Genomic DNA, 19,426 nt, shown 5'->3' with positions numbered 1-19,426 from the left:
TCCGGGTTGAAAGGTTGCAAATTGAATGTTACACGTTATAGCTTGTCAAAAATTCTTTAAGATGTACTCTTCACCCCATAATCTGCTGCATTCACAAAATCATTATTTCACTGTTCGGTATCCATCCGTAAAGACCGTTGCTCATTCTGACATACGACCAACCGGGTTGCTGCCGGCTGCGGGAGTGGTCAACGGTAAATGTATACCCTTCATAAGCCTGACTGATCAGCGTGGCGTCGGGCGCCGGCTGTTCAAGCACGTCGGCCTGTTGGTGGACCATCACCGCCGGACTGTAGCGGTTTTGCACATGCTGCAGGTAAAAGCTGGAAAGTATGACCAGTACCGAAAGAATGGCCGTGCCAATGCCACCGCCCTGCAGCGGTCTGGATGCAGACGGAAAGAACCAGCCGGCGATGAATGCACAGACGCCCGCATTCAACAAGAGGATGCCGATACCCAGCAGGCTGGCGGGGCCGGTAACGGAACCCAGCCAGTCGAAAAAACGCTCCCACGGCAGCTTGGGCAGTACCGCCGACTGCCGGCTGAAGCGAGATGATACATATTGTAGTCCTTCTTCAGCACGATTGTGGGTCTCTTCAAAGGACCAGGCTTTTAAAAAGTAGTACTTGGCCATGCCCAGCGAGTCCAGCTGAACGTAGCTGATACCCATATTCAGGAAAAGGGGACCGGAAACCTGTTGGCTGCTGAGGATCGATTTGTATATTGAAAGCGCCTGCCGGTAATTCCCGGAATCGAGGTATTCATTGGCTTCATCGAATTGAGCCTGTGCACTTACCTGTGCCCGGCCGGGGATCGCAGAGATACCCATGACGATCAGAAGTAGCAGGAGGAACCCCGTTCCGGTACTTTTTGCTCGTTTGGTGCCGCTCACTTACAAATCCTTTTTCAATTTATTTAGTATTTTTTCAGCCAGTCCAACGTGCGATTTTAAATACTCATGCGAGGTTTCGGGAGCATAGCTGATGCTGGCACATTTATCAAGCAGCAGCTTGACGTTTTTGACAAGCTCCGGGTTGACATCGCTCTGCTCGAGCCTTTTAACATATTCCTGATCGGAAAGTCCCGCTTCAGGCAGTCCAAGCCTGTCGCCAATAAATCCAGTAATCACTTTGTAGAGCGAATGGTATGCCCCTTTTATATCGCCCTCCTCAGACTGGGTGATGACCTCCTGCAGGCGTTCTTGTGCCTTGTCAAGGGCTTTTTGGGAACGGGCAAAATGTTGATCGCTGCTCATCCTGTCCTGGTATTGCTTCCAGCGGTAGGCCAAAAGCAAAAGAATGGCGGGAAAAAGAAGCCCGCCCCAGAACCACCACGCTCCCAGCAGGGAAACGCTGTTGTCGGCTGGAGCAGTCCAGCTGGCAAGTCCCGTGACCGGCTGGATATCAAAAGACTGCTGTTGTGCTGAAGCGGCAACTGCGTTGGGATTTTTATTTACCGTAAACGTAATTTCAGGAAGCGTTTCGGTGACGTAACTGTTGCGCCGGGGACTGTAATAGGCGAGATCAACAGCGGGCAGCGTAAAAGTACCGGGGCGGCGGGCAATGACGACGTCGGTGAACGTCGAGGTTCCGCTGATCTGTCCGTTTCGACGGTTCAGGGAGCTTGTTTCCCGGGGATCATAAATTTCGAGTCCGTCGGGCAGCTCGTAACCGGGTTTACTGATCAGGGGGATGTTGCCGGTTCCGCTGATGCGGGTCTCAATTTCGATCGTTTCCCCCACCATGGTCTCCCGCGTGCTGATGGTGCGGCTGAGATCAAAGGAGCCTACCGCCCCGATATAATGGGCGTCATCGATGGGCGGGAGCGGATCCACCTGCAGGGTAATGGGATCGGACGTAAGCTCGACACGCCGTTGGTTGGTGCCAAATCCACCAAAGATGCTTCCCAGCCGGTCGCTCCGGGAGGAGGCGGAGCGAACCGATACCACAATTTCATAGGGACTGATGGTCAGTTCGCCCGTTTTGGTCGGGAACAGCGAAAACTGGAGCAGCCGGGCCTTGCGGTACCGCACGCCGTCAATAATGACAGATTCGGCGCGGGGGCGCTGCCCGCTTTCCAGTTCCTCTTTCCAAAACCCTTCTGCTTTCCAGCCGGGCACCGGTTGATATGAGTTGACCTCAAGTCCGCTTTTAAAAAAGAGAACGACGTCGGTGATAAGCTGCTGACCGGTTACCGGCGTTTCATCAGAGACCTCGAGCCGGAGGAATATATCGGGCCGGGAGGAAGCCGACGGATCAGAGGCCGAAGTGTTGCGATCTACAATGGAAACGGAGATCGGGTCGGTGCGGTATTCGGTCCCGTCAATTTCGATGGCGATCGACGGAATTTGGTAGTCGCCCGCATCCTGTGCGATAAGAGCGTACTGGTAGGAGTAGGTGGTGCTGGTTTCGCCGTTTATATAGGAAAAGCTGCGTGAGGTGGACGGGGTATTGCTCAAAAGCCGAAACCCGTCGAAATCGGGCAGCACGGGGCGGGATACGTTGTTAAAACTGCCGGAGATCTCGACAGAAAGGGTGAGGCGTTCGCCGGTGAAGATCGTTGTTTCCGAGACGGTCGCCTCAACCTGCAGGTCTTGTGCAGCGGCCCGCCCTGTCAAGCCAGGAAACAGCAGTAAAAATAAAAGTGACCCCAGAAATAGGCTACCAGTCTTTTTCATTTTCAGAATTGCTCGACTCCGTTTTCTTTTTCTTGAATTCTTTCAGCAGTTCTTTCTCCTTCTGTTCGAGGGCCTGCAGAATCTTTTCCGCCTGTCCCTGGCTTATCTGGTTGGGTCGCTGCTGTTGCTGCTGGTTTTGTTGCTGGTCTCCCCGGCTGTCTTGTTGCGACTGATTTTGATTTTGCTGCTGATTTTGATTCTGATTGTCCTGGTTTTGCTGATTTTGTTGCTGCTGATCTTGTTGATCTTGCTGGTCCTGGTTTTGATCCTGGTTGTTTTGCTGGTTCTGCTGTTGCTGATCCTGCTGTTCTTTTTTGAGTTTGGCCAGCTCAAAGTTATGCTTGGCATCGTCGTCAGCTTCGCGATACCGCAGTGCATCCTTAAATGAATTGAGTGCCTTCTCCCATTGTTGGGTCTCCGTATAAATATTTCCGATGTTGTAGTCGGCAAGAGCCTGCTGCCGGGGATCGTCGGTCATGGTCTTGTACTGCTCAAACACGCGCAGGGCCTCTTCATGCTTTCCCTGGCTGGCAAGCGCATTCCCCAGGTTAAAATACAGTTTGGCATTTTCGGGATCAGCTTCGATCGCTTTTTTATACAGCTGTTCGGCCTCTGCATAATTACCGTTGTTGTAGGCTTCATTGGCCTCTCGGGCATCGTTCAGGGAGGCCCCGGCCAGGAACAGGACCGATACGATAAGTAAGAGCGTGTTCTTCATCACACTGCGTTTTAAAGATTCAATTCGTTTTCCTAACGAAATTCCGACTCACAAAATTGCAAGTCTGTAAGAGGGCTTTGCAAAATTCTCACTTCCTCGTTCTGAGGGATTGTGCTTCCGTTTAAAAGGTCACCAAGGGCGATGGTACAACCCCCCTCCCAACAAAATAGCAGGTTCTGCAAAGGTCCCTGTAAAGTTATCGGGGCTGTTAATCAGATTATATTTAATGGTCATTGCGAGAACCGGCATGATGTAACGGATACAACGAACAATTACTCCATCTCCTCCGCTATCGCCAGCGTCTCCTCATCCATTTTCATGTTGGTGAATACGTTGGATACGTCGTCATTGTCTTCAAATTTTTCGATCAGCTTGAAGTTTGAAACAGCGGTATCTTCGTCAACCTTTACCTCGGTCTGGGGAATCCGGATCAATTCAGCCGATTCAATGTCGTAGCCCGCCTGTTCCAGCTTGTCGTTAACCTCGTACATCTCTTCCCGGGCGGTGGTGACGGCATAGAACTCGTCATCTTTTTCGATCTCTTCGGCACCGGCATCGATCGCTTCAAGCATAAATTCATCTTCGTCAAACCCTACATCCTTGATGCGAATCATCCCTTTTTGGTCGAACATATATGCGACCGACCCGTCGGTACCCAGGTTGCCGCCGTGCTTGGAAAAGATGTGTCGAATTTCGCCGACGGTGCGGTTGTAGTTGTTGGTGGTCACTTCAATAAAGTAGGCCACACCGCCGGGTCCGTACCCCTCATAGGTGGCATCTTCGTAACGCCCTTCGCCTTCATCCAGCTCCCCGGTACCCTTTTTGATGGCGCGTTCGATATTGTCCTTGGGTACGTTGTCGCTTTTGGCGTTGTTGATGGCGGTGTCCAGCCGGGGATTCATATCCGGATCGCCGCCCCCTTCGCGTGCAGCCACGGATATTTCCCGCAGGTGCTTGTTGAATATTTTGGCACGTTTTTTATCTTCTTTGGCTTTTTTATGCTTTATGTTAGCCCATTTGGAATGACCTGCCATAGCCGGTACTGTTTTTATTCAATGTTGTAAATTCGTATAAATCCATTTTTATGCACTCTCGCAAAGAGGTATAATATAACAGTTAAGACCCTTTGCAGCTAATTTGAGATTATATCAAAATATTGAAGATCTGGTGCGTTACACTACCGGAATGAATGATGATGAGCGAACCTTTGCCAACACGGCCGGGTTTCCCGGGTTCAGTGTATTTTGGGGAGTATCCGGTTTTTTGAGGTATTTTCAACCTGCTGTTCATGAATCGGCGCGGTGTCTCCGGGAGGGGAATCCGGCAGCGAAAGAGGAGGGTTCCGTCATAAATTTTTCGCTTCAACGGGAATCACAACCGAGAGGAGACTGTTTGAATAGCGTATTTCACCATCAATTTGATTAAGGAACAAATATGAATATAGGTATTGTTTGCTATCCCACCTTTGGTGGGAGCGGAGTAGTAGCAACCGAGTTGGCAAAAGGGCTGGCTCAGCGAGATCACAACGTACACATTTTAAGTTATGCACGACCGGCCCGGCTGGATACGTTTAGCACCAATATTTCATATCACGAGGTAAACCTGACGACCTATCCCCTGTTTGAATTTCCTCCCTACGACCTGGCCCTGGCCAACCAGATGGTGAGTCTGATCGAATATGAAAACATCGATGTACTTCACGTGCATTATGCGGTTCCCCATGCGACCAGCGCTTTTCTGGCCAAGCAGATTATGGGTGAAAAAGCTGCGCATATTCCGATTATAACAACACTCCACGGCACCGACATTACAATTGTGGGAAGTGATCCCAGCTTTAAAGAGGTAGTTGATTTTTCCATTAATCAGAGTGACGGCGTCACTGCGGTCTCCAACTATCTCAAAGAGGAGACCTACCGGCGGTTCGACATTCGCAAGGATATCAAGGTAATTCCCAATTTCATTGATCTTGATCGGTTTAAAAAATCGGACAAACTGCATTTCAAGAAGGCGATCTGTCCCAATGACGAAAAGGTAATCGTTCACGTCTCCAACTTCCGGGAAGTAAAACGGGTGCCCGAGGTGGTCAGCGTTTTTGCCCGGATTCTTGAAAATGGCATCAAGGCAAAGCTGCTGCTGGTCGGGGACGGCCCCGATCGACAAAAGGCGGAGCGCCGGTGCCGCGACCTCGGCATTTGCAACGAAGTTCGCTTCCTGGGGAAACAGGAGAACGTGGAGGAGATCCTGTCCATTGCCGACCTGTTTCTGATTCCCTCGGGGTCGGAAACCTTTGGCCTGGCGGCCCTTGAAGCGATGAGCTGCAGTGTGCCTGTCATCAGTTCCAATATTGGGGGACTGCCGGAGGTTAACGTTCACGGGGAAACCGGATACCTCTGCGACCTGGATGATGTGGACTGCATGGCAAAATACGCAGTTAACATCCTGGGAGATAAAAAGCTTCACAAAAAATTGTCTAAAAACGCGCGAAAACGCGCTGAGAAATATGAGATGGCCGGCATTATCACGCGGTACGAAGAATACTACCAGTCCATTCGCGAGGAGCTGCTGGAGAAGTCGGAAGCATAACCTGCCTGTAAAAATAAAAAAGGGGTGCGGCCCGGCCTATGCCAGACCGCACCCCGGGGATTGTGGGGGAGATGATAAGGATCAGGTATTTTTAACGACTTCCGGCTCTTTAAGTTCCGACGGATCTCCCTTCCCGTTTCCAAACTCGTGATCGATAAGCAAACCGGGGTTGGCCGTGTCGAAGAAGAAGCGATTTACGTTGCGCCGCCCGTTTTCAAACATGTAGTAGAGCACCGGCACCAGAATCAACGTCAGCGCGGTGGCAAAGATCAAGCCCACGATAACGGCGATCGCCATCGGGGCCCACCATGCCGCCTGGGGCCCGCCCCAGTAGAGATATTCACCGATATTGGTGAAGAAGAGCGCCGGGTTGTTGACCAGCGTGATGAAGTCCAGGTTAAAGCCGATAGCCAGCGGAACGAGTCCCAGCGTGGTGGTAATTGCCGTGAGGATAACCGGCCGGAAACGGATTTTTCCGCCTTCTACCAGGGCCTCGAACAGGCCCATCTTGTCGCGGGTGCGGAGTATATCGATATAGTCGATCAGCACGATCGCATTGTTGACAACCACGCCTGCCAGTGATATGATGCCGATACCGGTCATAACGATAACAAACGGCATCTGGAAGACGACCAGTCCCAGTAAAACGCCGGAGGTGGACATCAGTACCGAGGTCATGACTATAAACGGCTTGAACAGGGAGTTGAACTGCGAGATCAGGATGAACGTGATCAGGAAAAGTGCCACCAGGAACGCCATTGAGAGAAAGTCCACCGCCTCCTGTTGATCCTCCTGCTGACCCGTCCATCCGTAATCATATCCGGAGGGGACCTCGTTTTGAAGATAGGGGGCCACCACTTCCTGGACCTCCTGGAGCACCGCATTGGCATTATAGTCGGACCGGACATCGGCCATCACCGTTATCATTCGTTCCTGCTCTTTGTGTTTTATTCCGCCCAGTCCTTCGGTGACCTCCCACGTTGCTACGCTGGAGAGGGGAATCTGCCGTCCTTCTTCCATCACCGTCAAGTCCTGGAGGATACTCATATCCTGCCGAAACTGTTCGGCCAGCCGTACGGTAATGTCATACTCATCTTTGCCATCGCGGTATTGCGAGGCCTCCACTCCATTGATCGCCTGGCGGATCGTGTTTCCGATCATCTGCGTGGAAAGTCCATATACCGCAGCTTTTTCACGGTCTACATTGATACGTACCTCGGGGCGGGCTTCCGGCAGGTCGGTTTCCAGTCCGTCGAGTTTGCTGTACACCGGGTCGTTTTCGATAATCCGCAGGATGTCGTTCGAGAGTTTTTCGAGGATAGCCATATCTTTCCCGGAAATCTCCAGGTTGATCGGCGGACCGGAGGGTGGGCCCTGCTGCTCCTCTTCCACCGTGATATTGGCCCCGGCGATGCCCTCGGCAAAGTTGCTGCGCGCATATTCGATCGCTTCGAATGCGCTGCCTTCCTGCCGCTGGTAGTCGACGAAATTGAGCACCATTGTTCCCCGGTGTGAAGAGTTGCCCCCGGTGCTGATGGGACCCGCGGTAATGGCAGACCCCGAGGTGCTCAGTACGGTTTGTATGTCCTGGTTGTTCGGGATGTCCGGAACTTTTCGTTCCAGCTCGTCAATAACCGACTTTGTGAATTCCACATTGGTGCCCACCGGGGCTTCCACCTGTACATAGGCCCGTTGCGGCGGGATACCCTCCGGGAAATATTCCACCCCGTTGTTGAACGCTCCGAAAATCAGGAAGCTGGATATCAAAACGAAGAAGGAGATTGCGATCACTGTCCACCCGTGGTTGAGCGCCCAACGCAGGGTACGTTCATATTGTACGAGTGCTTTCTGCAGTCCCTCGGCCTGCCACCATCTGCCCACCGGATTGAGCACGTAGCGGTTGGTAATCCAGAGGATGGCACCGAGCACGATTAGCATGGTCCAGGTCAGGGTGTTGTTGAGCAGTGCTCCAATCAGGAAAAGCCCGAAAATTACACTCAGGGTAATGCGGCCCTTGCGCGTCATTTTTGGCCGGTTGCTGTTGTCGGCATAATCGAGTTTCATGTAGAGCGCACAAATTACCGGATTGATCACAAGCGCCACAAACAGCGAGCTGGACAGCGTGATAATCAGGGTAATCGGCAGGTACGACATAAATTCGCCCGTCACGCCCGGCCAAAAAATAAGCGGAAGGAAGGCGGCGAGGGTGGTCATCGTACCGGAAATGATCGGCAGGGCCACTTCGCCGGTTCCCTTTTTAGCGGCCTGGATGTTGTCGTAGCCCTCCTCCAGGTAGCGGTAGATGTTTTCAACCACCACTATGGCGTTGTCGACCAGCATACCCAGCGCCAGGATCAGGGAAAAAAGGACAATCATGTTCATTGTTATGCCTACCATGCTCATCACAATGAACGATACGAACATGGACAACGGAATGGCGATGCCCACAAACGAGGCGTTGCGAACGCCCAGGAAGAACAGCAGCACACCAATCACCAGCAGCAGCCCGGCGATGATGTTGTTCTCCAGGCTGCTGACCATCATGTTGATGTTTTCGCTCTGGTCGGAGGTGATCTCAAAATTTGTGGTTGGCGGCAGCGTGGGAAGCTCCTCATCGAGAATGCTTTTAACCTGGGCGGCCGTCTCCAGGATGTTGGTACCGCTCCGTTTTACAATGGAGAGGCTGATGACCGGGTCGTTGTCCAGCTCGGCATAGGTTTCGCGATCCTTGAAACCAAATGTGACCTCGGCCACATCCCGGATGTAGATCGGCTTGTCGTCGGGCGCATCAATCACTATATCTTCAATCGGCTGCACCGTTTCGTACTCCCCGGGCACCCGGAGGAGGAATTTTTTATTGCCGACATCGATATTGCCGCCGGGCACCGTCACATTTTCCTGCTGGATGGCCGCAATAAGATCACCGAAAGTCAGCCCGTAATATTTGAGTTTGGGCAGGTTTACATCCACCTTGACTTCCCGTTCCAGTCCACCCGCCAGGTTTACCTCCAGTATGGAGGGCACTGCTTCAAGCAGGTCCTGCAGGTTTTCTGCGACCTCCTTCAACTGCACCAGCCCGTATTGCCCCGACACATTGACCTGCATAATGGGGAATTCGGAAGCGTTGATCTCCTGTATGACGGGGTCTTCGGCGGCCTCCGGCAGGTCGGGTTTGGCCAGGTCCACCTTTTCACGAACTTTCTGAAGCGCATCTTCGATGACTACATCGGTTTCAAACTCCAGGTTGATGTTTGAGTATCCTTCCGCGGAGGTCGAGGTCATCTCCTTGACGTCAGAAATGCCGGCCAGCTCATCCTCCAGCGGGCGGGTGATCAGGCTCTCCATATCCTCCGGGGATACCCCGGGATAGGTGGTAATGACCATGATATTCGGGATGGTGATATCGGGGGCCGACTCCTTGGGTATCGACAGGTACGACTGTATTCCAAACAGTGCCACCAGCACTATGATAACCAGCACGCTGATGCGGTTGTCGATGGAGAAGGAGGTGATGCCGAATTCCTTCCGTTTGTCCACCGGCTTCTGCCCGTCCGTGGTTACAAGTCCGTTGTCTTTATTATTGTTGTCACTCATTGGTTAATTCCGTTACTGATTGCGTTGTGCAAATTCCTGGCTGTTTGTGCTGCCGACTATATTGATCCGCATGCTGTCCTGCAGGAATGAAGATCCCACAGTGATCAGTTCATCACCGGGCTCCAACCCTTGTTCGATAATTACCCTGTTTTGGTAGGAGGGACCCAGCCTGACCACCTGTTCACTGGCTATCGTATCGCCCTGCCGGTTTTCTGCGACCGTATAGACCACATTGCCGGCCTCCTTTTGGTAGATAAATTCCTCACCGATGACGATAGCGTTTTGTTGCTCGTATGTTTTGAGGCGTGCATTGGCGATCATATCAACCTTGTAGTGTTGCGAGTTTCGCGGAAGGAACAACTCCACCCGGAAGGTGCGGGCCTGGGGATCGATACTCTGGCCAACGTAATTGATGTCCAGCTCCAGCGTGTCGGTGTTTTGAAAGTCGAACCATATTTGTGCCTGGTCCCCGGTGTTTACCACATCGGCGTAGCGGGAAGGCACCCCGGCAACAATCTTTAAGTTCTTGGCACCGATTAAACGGACCAATGGTGATCCCGGGCTGGCCATTTCGCCGACCTCGAGCATTCGTTCTTCCAGTATCGCATCAAACGGGGCACGCACGGTCGTATTTTCGATATCCACCTTGATCGACTCCAGGGTCGACTGACTCTGCTGGTATGCTGTACGGGCATTGATAAGGTCGATCTCGGAGCCTATGCTGTCTTGCTCAAAGACCCGTCTGAGCCGATCATACTGCTCTTTGGCCTGTTCGACCTGCGCCTCGAGCCGCGCTTTCTCCTGCTGAAGTTTGGCATCGTCGATCTTCAGAATCGGGTCGCCCTGCTGAACGTTACGCCCCTTTTCCACGAAATACTGCTCGATGCGGCCGCTCACCTCCGAAGAGATAAGCACGTCATTGGCCGACTCCACCGTGCCCACCAGGCGGAGAAAGCGTTGAAAGAGCTGGGATTCCACCGTAAGCGTCTCCACATTAACCGATTTTACCAGCTCGTCCTGGGGTACAGCCTGCTCTTCCTGCGAACATGCGGTGATCAGTACCGCCATTGAAAGGAATACAAAGAATGTTGAGATGGAATTTTCCATGATTTATTGATTATCGCTTTGATTTTAGTCTAATTCCGGTTTTGATTCATCTACAAAGGGCACCATGCCGATCGCCTGGTCGTACCGGGCTTTTGCTGAAAGGTAGTTGTATACCATCTGCGCGTAATTTACCTCGGCCTGGCGCAGCTGAAATTCCGCTTCAATAACGTCGAGCTGCGATCCCAGCCCATTTTCAAGCCGTGCCTGGGCCCGCTGGTATCCCTCCCGGGCCTGGTTCAGCGCTTCTTCACGGGCGGGAGCTGTTTCTATCGCCTGGTTCAGGGCCTCGCGGGCCGATTGAATTTCGTTTTTGGCGGAACGTATGGTCTGTTCGCGCTGCAGCTCCAGGTCTCGCTGTTCAATTTTTGCGATCTGAAGATTGGAACTGCGTTCAAATCCCTGGAATATCGGCAGGCTGAAGGTCAGGGCGATGGTCTGGGAGCGTGCCCGCGTGTCTTCGGTTCCAAAAAAGTTGGGAGATCCGGCCTGGGCTGCCGACCAGTTAAGGTTGTAATTCGCGGAAAGCGTTGGCAGAAATCGGCTCTGTATCGCCTTGATCTCTCGCTGCTTTAGATCCTCCTGCTTGTCGAGAATGCGTATGTCGCCCCGCATGTCTGTGGCAATACCGACCAGCTGCTTGTTTTCTTCGTAGGAATACGGGGTTATCTGGTCTACCTGCTTGATATTGCTGTTGATGGAATCGGTGACCTCGCGGGCCAGTATATTGAAACGGCTCAGGTCACCCTGGACCGTCAATTCCAGCTCTACCGGGAGTCCCAGCACTATATTCAGCTCACGGTAGGCCTGCTGAACTGCGTATCGTGCTTGCGTGAGCTGTGGCTCCTGGTTTCGCAGCTGAACCTCAACCTGCATAACCTGGTATTCGTCGATAAGCCCGGCCTCCTGGCGCGACCTGTTTTCCCGCAGGTTCTCCCTGAGTCGTTCTACGGTTTCCCGCTGAAGGCGAAGCTGTTCTTCTGCAACCAGCACGTTGTAGTAGGCCAGGCGTGTCTGTGTAACGATCTGCTGGGTGGTGGCGCGCAGGTTTTCGGCCTGGGCCGCCTTGTACAGTTTTGAACTGCTGATACCGATGATGGCTTCTCCCCTGAAAAGGGTCTGGTTTACCGACAATCCGCCCTGCCAGTTGTTATCGGTACCGAACTGCAGCGGTACCAGCTCGTCGGTAGGGGCATTCGGGTCAAAGAACTGAGCCGGTACAAAGTTGACGGGAATCTCGAGATTCCGTGTGTAGGTAGCTGAACTCGAGACATCCGGCAAAACTTCGCTCCAAGCAATACGAACTTGCTGATCGGCGGTTTTCAGGTTCAGGAGTGCTCTTTTGATATCATTGTTGTTGGCCATCGCAATCTGGATCGCCTGGGTAAGCGTTACGGGGTTGGACTGTTCGCGTACCTCTTCTGCCGAGATGTTGGAAGCAGTATCCTGGGCCGACGCCGAAAGCGCGCCGGCAAGCAGCAACGCCAGCAGCGGAAGCAGTACATTATACAAGTTCCGTTTTTCCATCGGGGAAATATCTATTGATTTGATGGGCATGTGTGCCATACCGTGTCGTCGGATATGATTTGAATTTGTGTTTAAATGTTCGTCAACAAGATGATTCTATACGGAGCATCCGGGCCTAGGTTTCAGTAAAATGACCGTTAGTCATTTTAATATTTTGTCCCTTTTCTGTTGCAATTCCCTTTCCCACCAGGTTCAGGAAGTTTTCGAACAGTGAACCGGTCTCTATTTCCATCTCATCAAGCATTTTAAAATGGTGGCCGGTTTGCCGCATGTGGTTTGTACTGGTGATGCCCCGGGTGCAGGACCAGAGAACCACCGCAAGCTCCTTCGGGTCGTACGAATCGTTGACGGTGCCATCCTGCATTCCTATCTGCAGGGCGCGCACCATGTAGGTCATCGCCTCGCGCCGGTTTTCTTCACAGGTTTGGGCCGCTTCGCTGTTTTCAAGCTCTTCGGTGTCCTTGATAGATTCATAATACATGAAGGCGTTGAAGTAATTGGGATATGTTCGGACAAAATCGAGGTAGGATTCGCCCATCAGCCGGATGAGTTCAATACCGGTGTGGTTGCTGGTAATAATTTTGGAAAACCGGTTGTTGAGCAGGTTGGACCCGCGTTCGCAAATAGCGATATAGAGATCATTCTTGTTTTTGAAATACAGGTAAAGCGTTCCCTTGCTCAGTTCCGCTTTTTCAGCGATCTCCTCCATCGTGGCCTGCTCCAGCCCCTTCGAAAAAATCACCTGTTCAGCTGCATCGATTATGGTGTTTCGACGTCGTTCTTTTTCTCGCGCTTTTCGTTCTTCTGTGCCCATGATAAATTGGTTGAAATGACTTTCGGTCAATAAGTGACCAAAGTTAATCTACGGTGTTACGAAAACCAAACATTTTTGTTGCACATTTTCCGAATTTAACATTCGCTTAATATTGCTCGTCGTAGAGTAGCGAAATATGTTGTACCTTTGCCCGGTTCGTTTCTGGAAACATCATTCACACAATACGCCTCCGGTTTTGAACAGACGTACGCTTATAGAAATCGCCCTGATGACGGTCACCGTAATCTGGGCCCTTAATTTTTCCGTTATCAAGGGCAATCTCGACGAGATCGATCCCCTCAGTTTCAACGGGCTCCGGTTCCTGTTTGCCGCCGTTATTATCTGGGGCGCCCTGCTCTGGCGGGGGCAGTCTATCAACGTGCCGCGCAGGGACTGGTGGCCGCTGGTGGGCATGGGCGTGCTGGCAAACCTGGTTTACCAGGGACTGTTTATCATCGGTATAGACTATACCTATGCAGCGAATGTAGCAGTTATCATGGGCACCATTCCCATCTGGGTAGCCCTGATTGCGCACCTGTTCAGCGACGAAAAGCTGGATCTCCTCAAATCAACAGGCGTCGCCCTGGCGTTTGGCGGGGTGGTCTTTATAATGCTGGGTGGCAGTGAGGAGCTTGATTTCAGCTCCGATACCTTTATCGGGGATATCCTGACCATTTGCGCCACGCTGGTTTGGGGTGCGTATACGGTGTTGTCTCGCAATTTTTTAAAGCGATATACGCCGCTGCAATTTTCTACCGTCACAACAACCATTGGGGCCGTGATGCTTTTTCTCGTCGGACTCCCCGGCATGACTGTAATTGACTGGAGCCAGGTCTCGTACGGGGCCTACGGGGCCGTTGCATACAGCGGGATTCTCTCCATCGGGGTCGCCTACATTATTTGGAACTATGCCATCCAGGAGGTGGGAGCCGTACATACCGCCACCTACCAGAACTTGGTGCCGGTTCTGGGATTGATGTTTGGCGTGATCCTGCTAAACGAACAGCTGGCATTCGAGCAGTACCTGGGCTCGAGCCTGGTGGTGGGAGGTATTGTACTGGCAAGATGGAAGAAGAGGAGAACAAAGCCAGAAGCCTCGAAATCAGTCTCAAACTGAAACCTTTTCGTTCTAATTTCCCAAATTTGACGAGTTAGACCCGGCTTCTGCCACTCAGCAGGTAGAGAATCGCCATCCGCACGGCCACGCCGTTGGTAACTTGGCTAAGGATGATGGAGCGTTTGCTGTCGGCTACTTCGCTCTCCATCTCCACTCCCCGGTTGACAGGCCCGGGGTGCATGATTGTGAAGTCGGGATATTTTTCAAGATGCTTCATCGTAATCCCGAACTTTTGATGATATTCCCGGATGCTGGGAAACAGTTCTGTTCCGTTTTCCTGTCGTTCCAGCTGAATACGCAGGGCCATCGCCACATCGCACCACGCCAGGGTCTCCTCCAGGTTGTAGGATACCGTCGCTCCCAGCTCTTCTACATAGACCGGCATGAGGGTTTTGGGCCCGCAAACGGTAACATTGGCCCCGATTTTAGTAAGCCCGATAATATTGGAACGCACCACGCGGCTATGGGCGATATCACCGATGATGGCGATATTTTTGTCCTGCAGGTCGGGATGAATGTCGCGCATGGAGTACATGTCGAGCAGCGCCTGCGTGGGGTGCTCGTGGGCGCCGTCACCCGCATTGATGATGGCCGCATCCACGCAGCGGGTCAAAAAATGGGGTACACCGGGACTCTCGTGCCGAACGACCACCATGTCGATCTTCATGGAACTGATATTGCGGATGGTATCCTTTAGTGATTCCCCTTTCGATACGCTGGAAGCCTTTGCAGAAAAATTCACCACATCCGCCCCCATCCGCTTCTGGGCCAGTTCAAAGGAGAGCCGGGTGCGTGTGCTGCTTTCATAGAACAGGTTGACTATCGTCTTGTCGCGCAGCGTGGGTACTTTGGGAACGGGCCGCTCCAGAATCTCCCTGAAATATCTGGCCTGGTCCAACACGTATAAAATATCTTCTTTGGAATAGTGGGCCAGCCCCAACAGGTGTTTCTGGTTGAAATCATGTGCTGTGGGTTCCTGTATCTCCTCGATCTCCTCAGGCATACTGATTACTCTTCATTCGGATTTTTGACCACATAAATAGCATCTTCGCCGTCCAGCTCTTTCACTTTGACCCGGACCTCCTCCTGCACGTGCGTAGGCACTTTGATACCTACATAATCGGCGGAAATCGGCAGCTCGCGGTGCCCCCTGTCGACCATGCAGCAGAAGCGAATGCTTCGCGGGCGACCGTAGTCCATCAAGGCGTCCATCGCAGAGCGGACCGTACGGCCGGTATAGAGCACGTCGTCCACCAAAACGACATCGCGCTCATAAAGGTCAAAATTGATTTCGGTGACCTTGACGTCGGGCATTTTTAATTTCCGCCGGAAATCGTCGCGGTAGAAGGTGACATCCAGCGTTCCGAAGTCCAGCGTTACGTCGAATTTTTCCGCTATGATATTGCGAACCCGTTTGCCTATATGCACGCCCCGGGTCTGCATGCCGATAATAGCCAGGGGGGAAGGGTCGTCATACGGTTCTAGAAACTGATGAGCAAATCGCAGGTACGTGCGATCCAGATCGTCGGCCGACATGATTTTAGCTCTGTTCAAACGAAGCTGCCCCTTTCTTTTAAAACTGCATGAAATTAGTGAATGGCGTAAAGTAACTCAATTTTCTCCAGATTTAAATACTTAATTCCCTCATATTTTGTTATTGAATGCAAATCATTTATAGTATGTATCCATTTTGAAAGCATAATGTGATTTTCATCCGTTTGTTGAAGTGTTGAACAGCCGGCTTTGGCCGTGATGACATTCTGGTTGAACCCGACGTCGCGTTTACCGCCGGCAAACCAGGATTTAACATGTGCGAAAATATCGATACGTGGACAAATGGTTTGGCAACAATCGATTGCATTTTACCTGTGATCTTTTTTTAACTGAAAAAGAAGTCGTTACCGAAACTCAATGTTCAAGCAAGCGATAAGCTGTATATGCGGAATGAAACTCAACTTTAAAGGAGAAAAATATTTGTGTTTCTTTACTGCTGGAGTCCTGCCTTTGTTTCTCCTTCTGTTAGCAAGCACTGAACCGCTGTTCGCACAGGCTGAAAACGTCGATACCCCTGAAAAAGAACGTTCGTCTGCCCAGCCTTCAGCGATACCACTGGTATATATCGACTGCGAAAGGTGTGCCTATGACCATATCCGCCGTGAAATTACGCTTGTAAACTATGTGCGCGATCCGGACCTGGCCAACGTGCATGTATTTATTACAGATGAAGGGACCGGCGATGGTGGACGCGAGTATGAAATTACCTTTATTGGCCGCGAAAAGTTCAACGGCATGGAATACACGATAACCCGGACAATGAACCGTAATGCCACCATTGATGAAACCCGGGAGTCCCTGAACCGGGTGCTTGAAATCGGACTGGCTCCCTATACCATGCAGGTCTACGACACCTCCCGGTTTAGCCTGCAGTTTGAGGCTTCCGACAGTGAGCTGGATGCGGTAACGGAGGTCCAGGACCCCTGGAACTACTGGGTCTTCGAAATATATGCGGGCAGCTTGCAGCTCGACCTGGAATCCAACCAGGAGGAGTTTGACTCTCGCTGGGGATTTTATGCGGACCGCGTAACCGAGGAGTGGAAAATCCGGTTGCGCCCCTATTTTAATTATGAATATGTCGAAATAAACCAGGAGGAGGGGGAGGAACCGGTCATCAGCCGACTGCACCGCCACGGGTTCGACAGTTATGCCATCAAGAGCCTGGGCGATCACTGGTCGGCCGGCCTGTTTGGAGATTACATCACCCGAACCGACCGAAATCTTCGGCACCGCTTCCGCCTGACTCCGGGGGTTGAGTATAACATCTTTCCATACCAGCAGGCTACGCGAAAATCAATTACCTTTCGGTACCAGCTGGGATATTCTCATGTAGATTATTATGAGGAAACCATTTTCAACAAAACCAGGGAAGGCCTGGTAAACCAGGAACTTTCGGCCGCGGTTCAGATCCTGCAGCCCTGGGGTGAGATTGAGGGCGGCGTAGAGGGATCCCACTATTTTCACGATTTTGCACATCGCCGGGCTGAAGTGTTTGGCAGTATCTCGGTGCGCCTGGCAGAGGGACTTTCGCTTAATTTCAGCAGCCAGTTTGAGATGATCCAGGATCAGCTCTCTCTCCCACTCGGGGATACCTCGCTGGAGGATGTGCTGCTGCGCCAGCGCGAACTGGCCACTGATTTTTCGTTGTATGGCTCTATCTCGTTATCCTACACGTTTGGATCCGATTTCGCTAATGTCGTAAATACCAGGTTTTAATTTATGCTTGATCGCACTTTTTGGAATCGTTGTTTTTCGTTCTCGGGAAAGCTCTTGAATTTGTCCCTGCTCCTGCCCGTACTTTTAATCCTGTGTTGTTCCCGCCTGAGTGTTGCCCAACAACCGGAACCCCGCACGAATAATTTTTCGGCCTATTTGGGGCAGGCCATAACAACGCTGGGCGCGGGGATACACGGCGGTATTACATTTGATCATCAGCACCACCTGTTTTCGCTGCGAACTACAAGCACAGACCCGGCGTTCGGGGGAGAAACCTGGGATATAGCTTTTTTATATGGCAGGGGCACCCGTATTCGTTCATTTTATGTTTCAGCGGGACTGGGGGCATCGGTTATCGGTGGAACCCGGTATCCCCGGCTGTTTGGCGGAGGTCGGGGAGAGCAGATGCAGACGATGATCGGATTTCCCCTGGAGGGGCAGATCTCCTGGCAGCCGCTCCGGTATTTGGCGGTTGACCTGTACAGTTTCGCCAATGTGAATACCGAGCAGCCGTTCGGCGGTGTGGGACTGAGCCTGCGGGCAGGCAAGCTTTGGTAGTTGATCTTCTTGTGGTGATTGACCCGCTCCAGGCAGGTGAATTTGAACTTTTTTTTGGCTTTCTGGAAAAATTATTAGCCTGAATCGTATCTTTGAAGCGAGCAGGCCACATGGAATAAAATTTAAAAAGTAACAGCTACCGATGGACAAAGCTTTTTTTCTGGATCGTGACGGAACCCTCAACGTGGATTACAATTTCGTACACACTCCCGAAGAATGGACCTGGTGCGAGGGAGCCGTTGAGGCGATCCGGTGGATGAAGCAGAACGACTTTAAAATAATCGTGGTTACCAACCAGTCGGGCATTGCCCGGGGGCGGTATACCGAAGGGCAGGTACACGCGTTACATCGGTGGGTGGATGAAGAGCTGGCAAAAAAGGACCTGGCGATCGATGACTGGTATATCGCTCCCTGGCACCCTGAACATGACCAAAAACCTTATACCTACGAACCGGCCGACCGCAAGCCCGGTACCGGCATGTTTCGAAAGGCGGCACAGAAGCACCAGGTCGATTTTGCCCGTTCATACATGGCCGGCGACAAAATAAGCGATCTGAGGCCAGCTGTTGAGCTGGGAATAACGCCGTTCTTCATCCGGTCACGGCACGAACCCAGCCAGGATAAATCATGGCTGGAGAAACACAGCATCCGAACTTTTGACAACATTAAACAGGTGGTAGACACTATCAGATGATGCCTGAATCCCAAACCATGATTACAATCGATTTTTGGAACACGCTGGTTCAGGCGGAAACGGGCGGTAGCGACCGGCGTGAGGTTCGGCTCCGGGCCCTTCGCCGGGTGGCCCGGAAGTACCAGCAGACCCTTCCGCCGGAAAAGATAGATGAGGCGAAACGCAAGGCGTCAAAAGAGTTTGACAAGATCTGGCTCAACGAGCATCGCACGCCTACAACGTCCGAGCTGGTGGATAACATACTTGCTCACCTGGAGTTGCCCGCTACAAAAGCCGAAAGAACTTCCCTGGTGGAGGAGTTCGAGGAATCGCTGTGGGAGGGGCCACCCCGGCTGGCGGACAACGCCGGAGAGGTTATTGCCGAGCTGGCCAAGCGCTATCCGGTGGGGCTGATTTCAGATACCATGTATTCGCCGGGACGGGTGCTGCGCAAGTACCTGGAAAACCACGGCCTTATCAACTATTTCTCCGGGTTTGTATTTAGTGATGAAACCGGCTACAGCAAACCCCATCCCGACGCATTTCGGCAGCTCCTGGACAAGAGCGGCAGCAGGGCCGAGCACTCCTGGCACGTCGGGGACCTGGTAAAAACGGATATCCGCGGGGCAAAAGGTCTGGGAATGAAAGCGATCCTTTTTACGGGATATTCCGATGGCACCTATACCTATAATGAGGAGGATGACATGGATGCGGAAAAGAAGGCAGAGCCGGATCATGTGTGCCGGAACTGGAATGAAGTAGCCGATATTTTGCTGTAGACGGTGATGGGC

General features: G+C 52.1%; 16 protein-coding genes. 6 read left to right on the top strand and 10 right to left on the bottom strand.

Annotated features, from left to right (window positions below; translation table 11 throughout):
* Nucleotides 1-91: 91 nt before the first annotated feature.
* From ACG2E4_RS08910 to ACG2E4_RS08895, 4 genes are all read right to left on the bottom strand, one after another.
* Complete coding sequence (locus tag ACG2E4_RS08910) at nt 92-892, bottom strand: tetratricopeptide repeat protein (RefSeq protein WP_395276315.1); 801 nt, start codon at nt 890-892, stop codon at nt 92-94.
* Nucleotides 893-2,677: a BatD family protein gene (locus ACG2E4_RS08905; protein WP_395276314.1), complete on the bottom strand. Its 1,785-nt coding sequence runs from the start codon at nt 2,675-2,677 to the stop codon at nt 893-895.
* Nucleotides 2,661-3,395, bottom strand: coding sequence for a tetratricopeptide repeat protein (locus ACG2E4_RS08900; RefSeq protein ID WP_395276313.1), 735 nt, complete (start codon nt 3,393-3,395; stop codon nt 2,661-2,663). The genes ACG2E4_RS08905 and ACG2E4_RS08900 overlap by 17 nt, the downstream gene beginning before the upstream one ends.
* Before the next feature lie 272 nt (nt 3,396-3,667).
* Nucleotides 3,668-4,429, bottom strand: coding sequence for a YebC/PmpR family DNA-binding transcriptional regulator (locus ACG2E4_RS08895; protein ID WP_395276312.1), 762 nt, complete (start codon nt 4,427-4,429; stop codon nt 3,668-3,670).
* 400 nt (nt 4,430-4,829) lie between these two features.
* On the opposite strand from ACG2E4_RS08895, the gene bshA reads away from it, so the two are divergent.
* Entirely contained in the window at nt 4,830-5,978 is a 1,149-nt protein-coding gene (gene bshA / locus ACG2E4_RS08890) for an N-acetyl-alpha-D-glucosaminyl L-malate synthase BshA (RefSeq protein ID WP_395259678.1), read from the top strand.
* 81 nt (nt 5,979-6,059) lie between these two features.
* Here the strand turns inward: bshA and ACG2E4_RS08885 are convergent, their stop codons facing one another.
* The 4 genes from ACG2E4_RS08885 to ACG2E4_RS08870 all read right to left on the bottom strand — a co-directional run bounded on the left by ACG2E4_RS08885 (nt 6,060) and on the right by ACG2E4_RS08870 (nt 13,017).
* Nucleotides 6,060-9,572, bottom strand: a complete 3,513-nt coding sequence (locus ACG2E4_RS08885; RefSeq protein ID WP_395276311.1) for an efflux RND transporter permease subunit — start codon at nt 9,570-9,572, stop codon at nt 6,060-6,062.
* A 12-nt stretch (nt 9,573-9,584) separates the two neighbouring features.
* On the bottom strand, nt 9,585-10,679 hold the full coding sequence (locus ACG2E4_RS08880) for an efflux RND transporter periplasmic adaptor subunit (protein ID WP_395276310.1): 1,095 nt from the start codon (nt 10,677-10,679) through the stop codon (nt 9,585-9,587).
* Between the two features lie 24 nt (nt 10,680-10,703).
* Nucleotides 10,704-12,233, bottom strand: coding sequence for a TolC family protein (locus ACG2E4_RS08875; RefSeq protein ID WP_395276309.1), 1,530 nt, complete (start codon nt 12,231-12,233; stop codon nt 10,704-10,706).
* A gap of 85 nt (nt 12,234-12,318) precedes the next feature.
* The gene (locus tag ACG2E4_RS08870; RefSeq protein ID WP_395276308.1) at nt 12,319-13,017 is read right to left on the bottom strand and encodes a TetR/AcrR family transcriptional regulator; all 699 of its coding nucleotides are present in this window, start codon (nt 13,015-13,017) and stop codon (nt 12,319-12,321) included.
* 196 nt (nt 13,018-13,213) lie between these two features.
* On the opposite strand from ACG2E4_RS08870, the gene ACG2E4_RS08865 reads away from it, so the two are divergent.
* Nucleotides 13,214-14,134, top strand: coding sequence for a DMT family transporter (locus tag ACG2E4_RS08865; protein ID WP_395276307.1), 921 nt, complete (start codon nt 13,214-13,216; stop codon nt 14,132-14,134).
* 34 nt (nt 14,135-14,168) lie between these two features.
* On the opposite strand, the gene ACG2E4_RS08860 is transcribed toward ACG2E4_RS08865, so the two are convergent.
* Nucleotides 14,169-15,137, bottom strand: coding sequence for an aspartate carbamoyltransferase catalytic subunit (locus tag ACG2E4_RS08860; RefSeq protein WP_395276306.1), 969 nt, complete (start codon nt 15,135-15,137; stop codon nt 14,169-14,171).
* Between the two features lie 5 nt (nt 15,138-15,142).
* Nucleotides 15,143-15,688, bottom strand: coding sequence for a bifunctional pyr operon transcriptional regulator/uracil phosphoribosyltransferase PyrR (gene pyrR / locus ACG2E4_RS08855; RefSeq protein WP_395259671.1), 546 nt, complete (start codon nt 15,686-15,688; stop codon nt 15,143-15,145).
* A 450-nt stretch (nt 15,689-16,138) separates the two neighbouring features.
* On the opposite strand from pyrR, the gene ACG2E4_RS08850 reads away from it, so the two are divergent.
* From ACG2E4_RS08850 to ACG2E4_RS08835, 4 genes are all read left to right on the top strand, one after another.
* Nucleotides 16,139-17,404, top strand: a complete 1,266-nt coding sequence (locus ACG2E4_RS08850; protein WP_395276305.1) for a hypothetical protein — start codon at nt 16,139-16,141, stop codon at nt 17,402-17,404.
* Nucleotides 17,405-17,464: 60 nt separating this feature from the next.
* Nucleotides 17,465-17,962, top strand: coding sequence for a hypothetical protein (locus ACG2E4_RS08845; protein ID WP_395276304.1), 498 nt, complete (start codon nt 17,465-17,467; stop codon nt 17,960-17,962).
* 142 nt (nt 17,963-18,104) lie between these two features.
* Nucleotides 18,105-18,656, top strand: coding sequence for a D-glycero-alpha-D-manno-heptose-1,7-bisphosphate 7-phosphatase (locus ACG2E4_RS08840; RefSeq protein ID WP_395259667.1), 552 nt, complete (start codon nt 18,105-18,107; stop codon nt 18,654-18,656).
* Nucleotides 18,656-19,414, top strand: coding sequence for an HAD family hydrolase (locus tag ACG2E4_RS08835; protein ID WP_395276303.1), 759 nt, complete (start codon nt 18,656-18,658; stop codon nt 19,412-19,414). The genes ACG2E4_RS08840 and ACG2E4_RS08835 overlap by 1 nt, the downstream gene beginning before the upstream one ends.
* The last annotated feature ends 12 nt before the right edge of the window (nt 19,415-19,426 follow it).

Origin of the sequence: Halalkalibaculum sp. DA384 (assembly GCF_043951955.1) — a bacterium.
Lineage (GTDB): Bacteria > Bacteroidota > Rhodothermia > Balneolales > Balneolaceae > JAMQKA01.
The sequence above is the reverse complement of the archived record's forward strand: the minus strand, read 5'-3'. Positions and strand labels throughout refer to the sequence as shown.

Bases quoted from the DNA above. Each gene is read 5' to 3' on its own strand.
- ACG2E4_RS08905 (WP_395276314.1), bottom strand. From the start codon at position 2,677: ATGAAAAAGACTGGTAGCCTATTTCTGGGGTCACTTTTATTTTTACTG.
- ACG2E4_RS08900 (WP_395276313.1), bottom strand. From the start codon at position 3,395: ATGAAGAACACGCTCTTACTTATCGTATCGGTCCTGTTCCTGGCCGGG.
- ACG2E4_RS08895 (WP_395276312.1), bottom strand. From the start codon at position 4,429: ATGGCAGGTCATTCCAAATGGGCTAACATAAAGCATAAAAAAGCCAAA.
- bshA (WP_395259678.1), top strand. From the start codon at position 4,830: ATGAATATAGGTATTGTTTGCTATCCCACCTTTGGTGGGAGCGGAGTA.
- ACG2E4_RS08885 (WP_395276311.1), bottom strand. From the start codon at position 9,572: ATGAGTGACAACAATAATAAAGACAACGGACTTGTAACCACGGACGGG.
- ACG2E4_RS08880 (WP_395276310.1), bottom strand. From the start codon at position 10,679: ATGGAAAATTCCATCTCAACATTCTTTGTATTCCTTTCAATGGCGGTA.
- ACG2E4_RS08875 (WP_395276309.1), bottom strand. From the start codon at position 12,233: ATGCCCATCAAATCAATAGATATTTCCCCGATGGAAAAACGGAACTTG.
- ACG2E4_RS08870 (WP_395276308.1), bottom strand. From the start codon at position 13,017: ATGGGCACAGAAGAACGAAAAGCGCGAGAAAAAGAACGACGTCGAAAC.
- ACG2E4_RS08860 (WP_395276306.1), bottom strand. From the start codon at position 15,137: ATGCCTGAGGAGATCGAGGAGATACAGGAACCCACAGCACATGATTTC.
- ACG2E4_RS08840 (WP_395259667.1), top strand. From the start codon at position 18,105: ATGGACAAAGCTTTTTTTCTGGATCGTGACGGAACCCTCAACGTGGAT.
- ACG2E4_RS08835 (WP_395276303.1), top strand. From the start codon at position 18,656: ATGCCTGAATCCCAAACCATGATTACAATCGATTTTTGGAACACGCTG.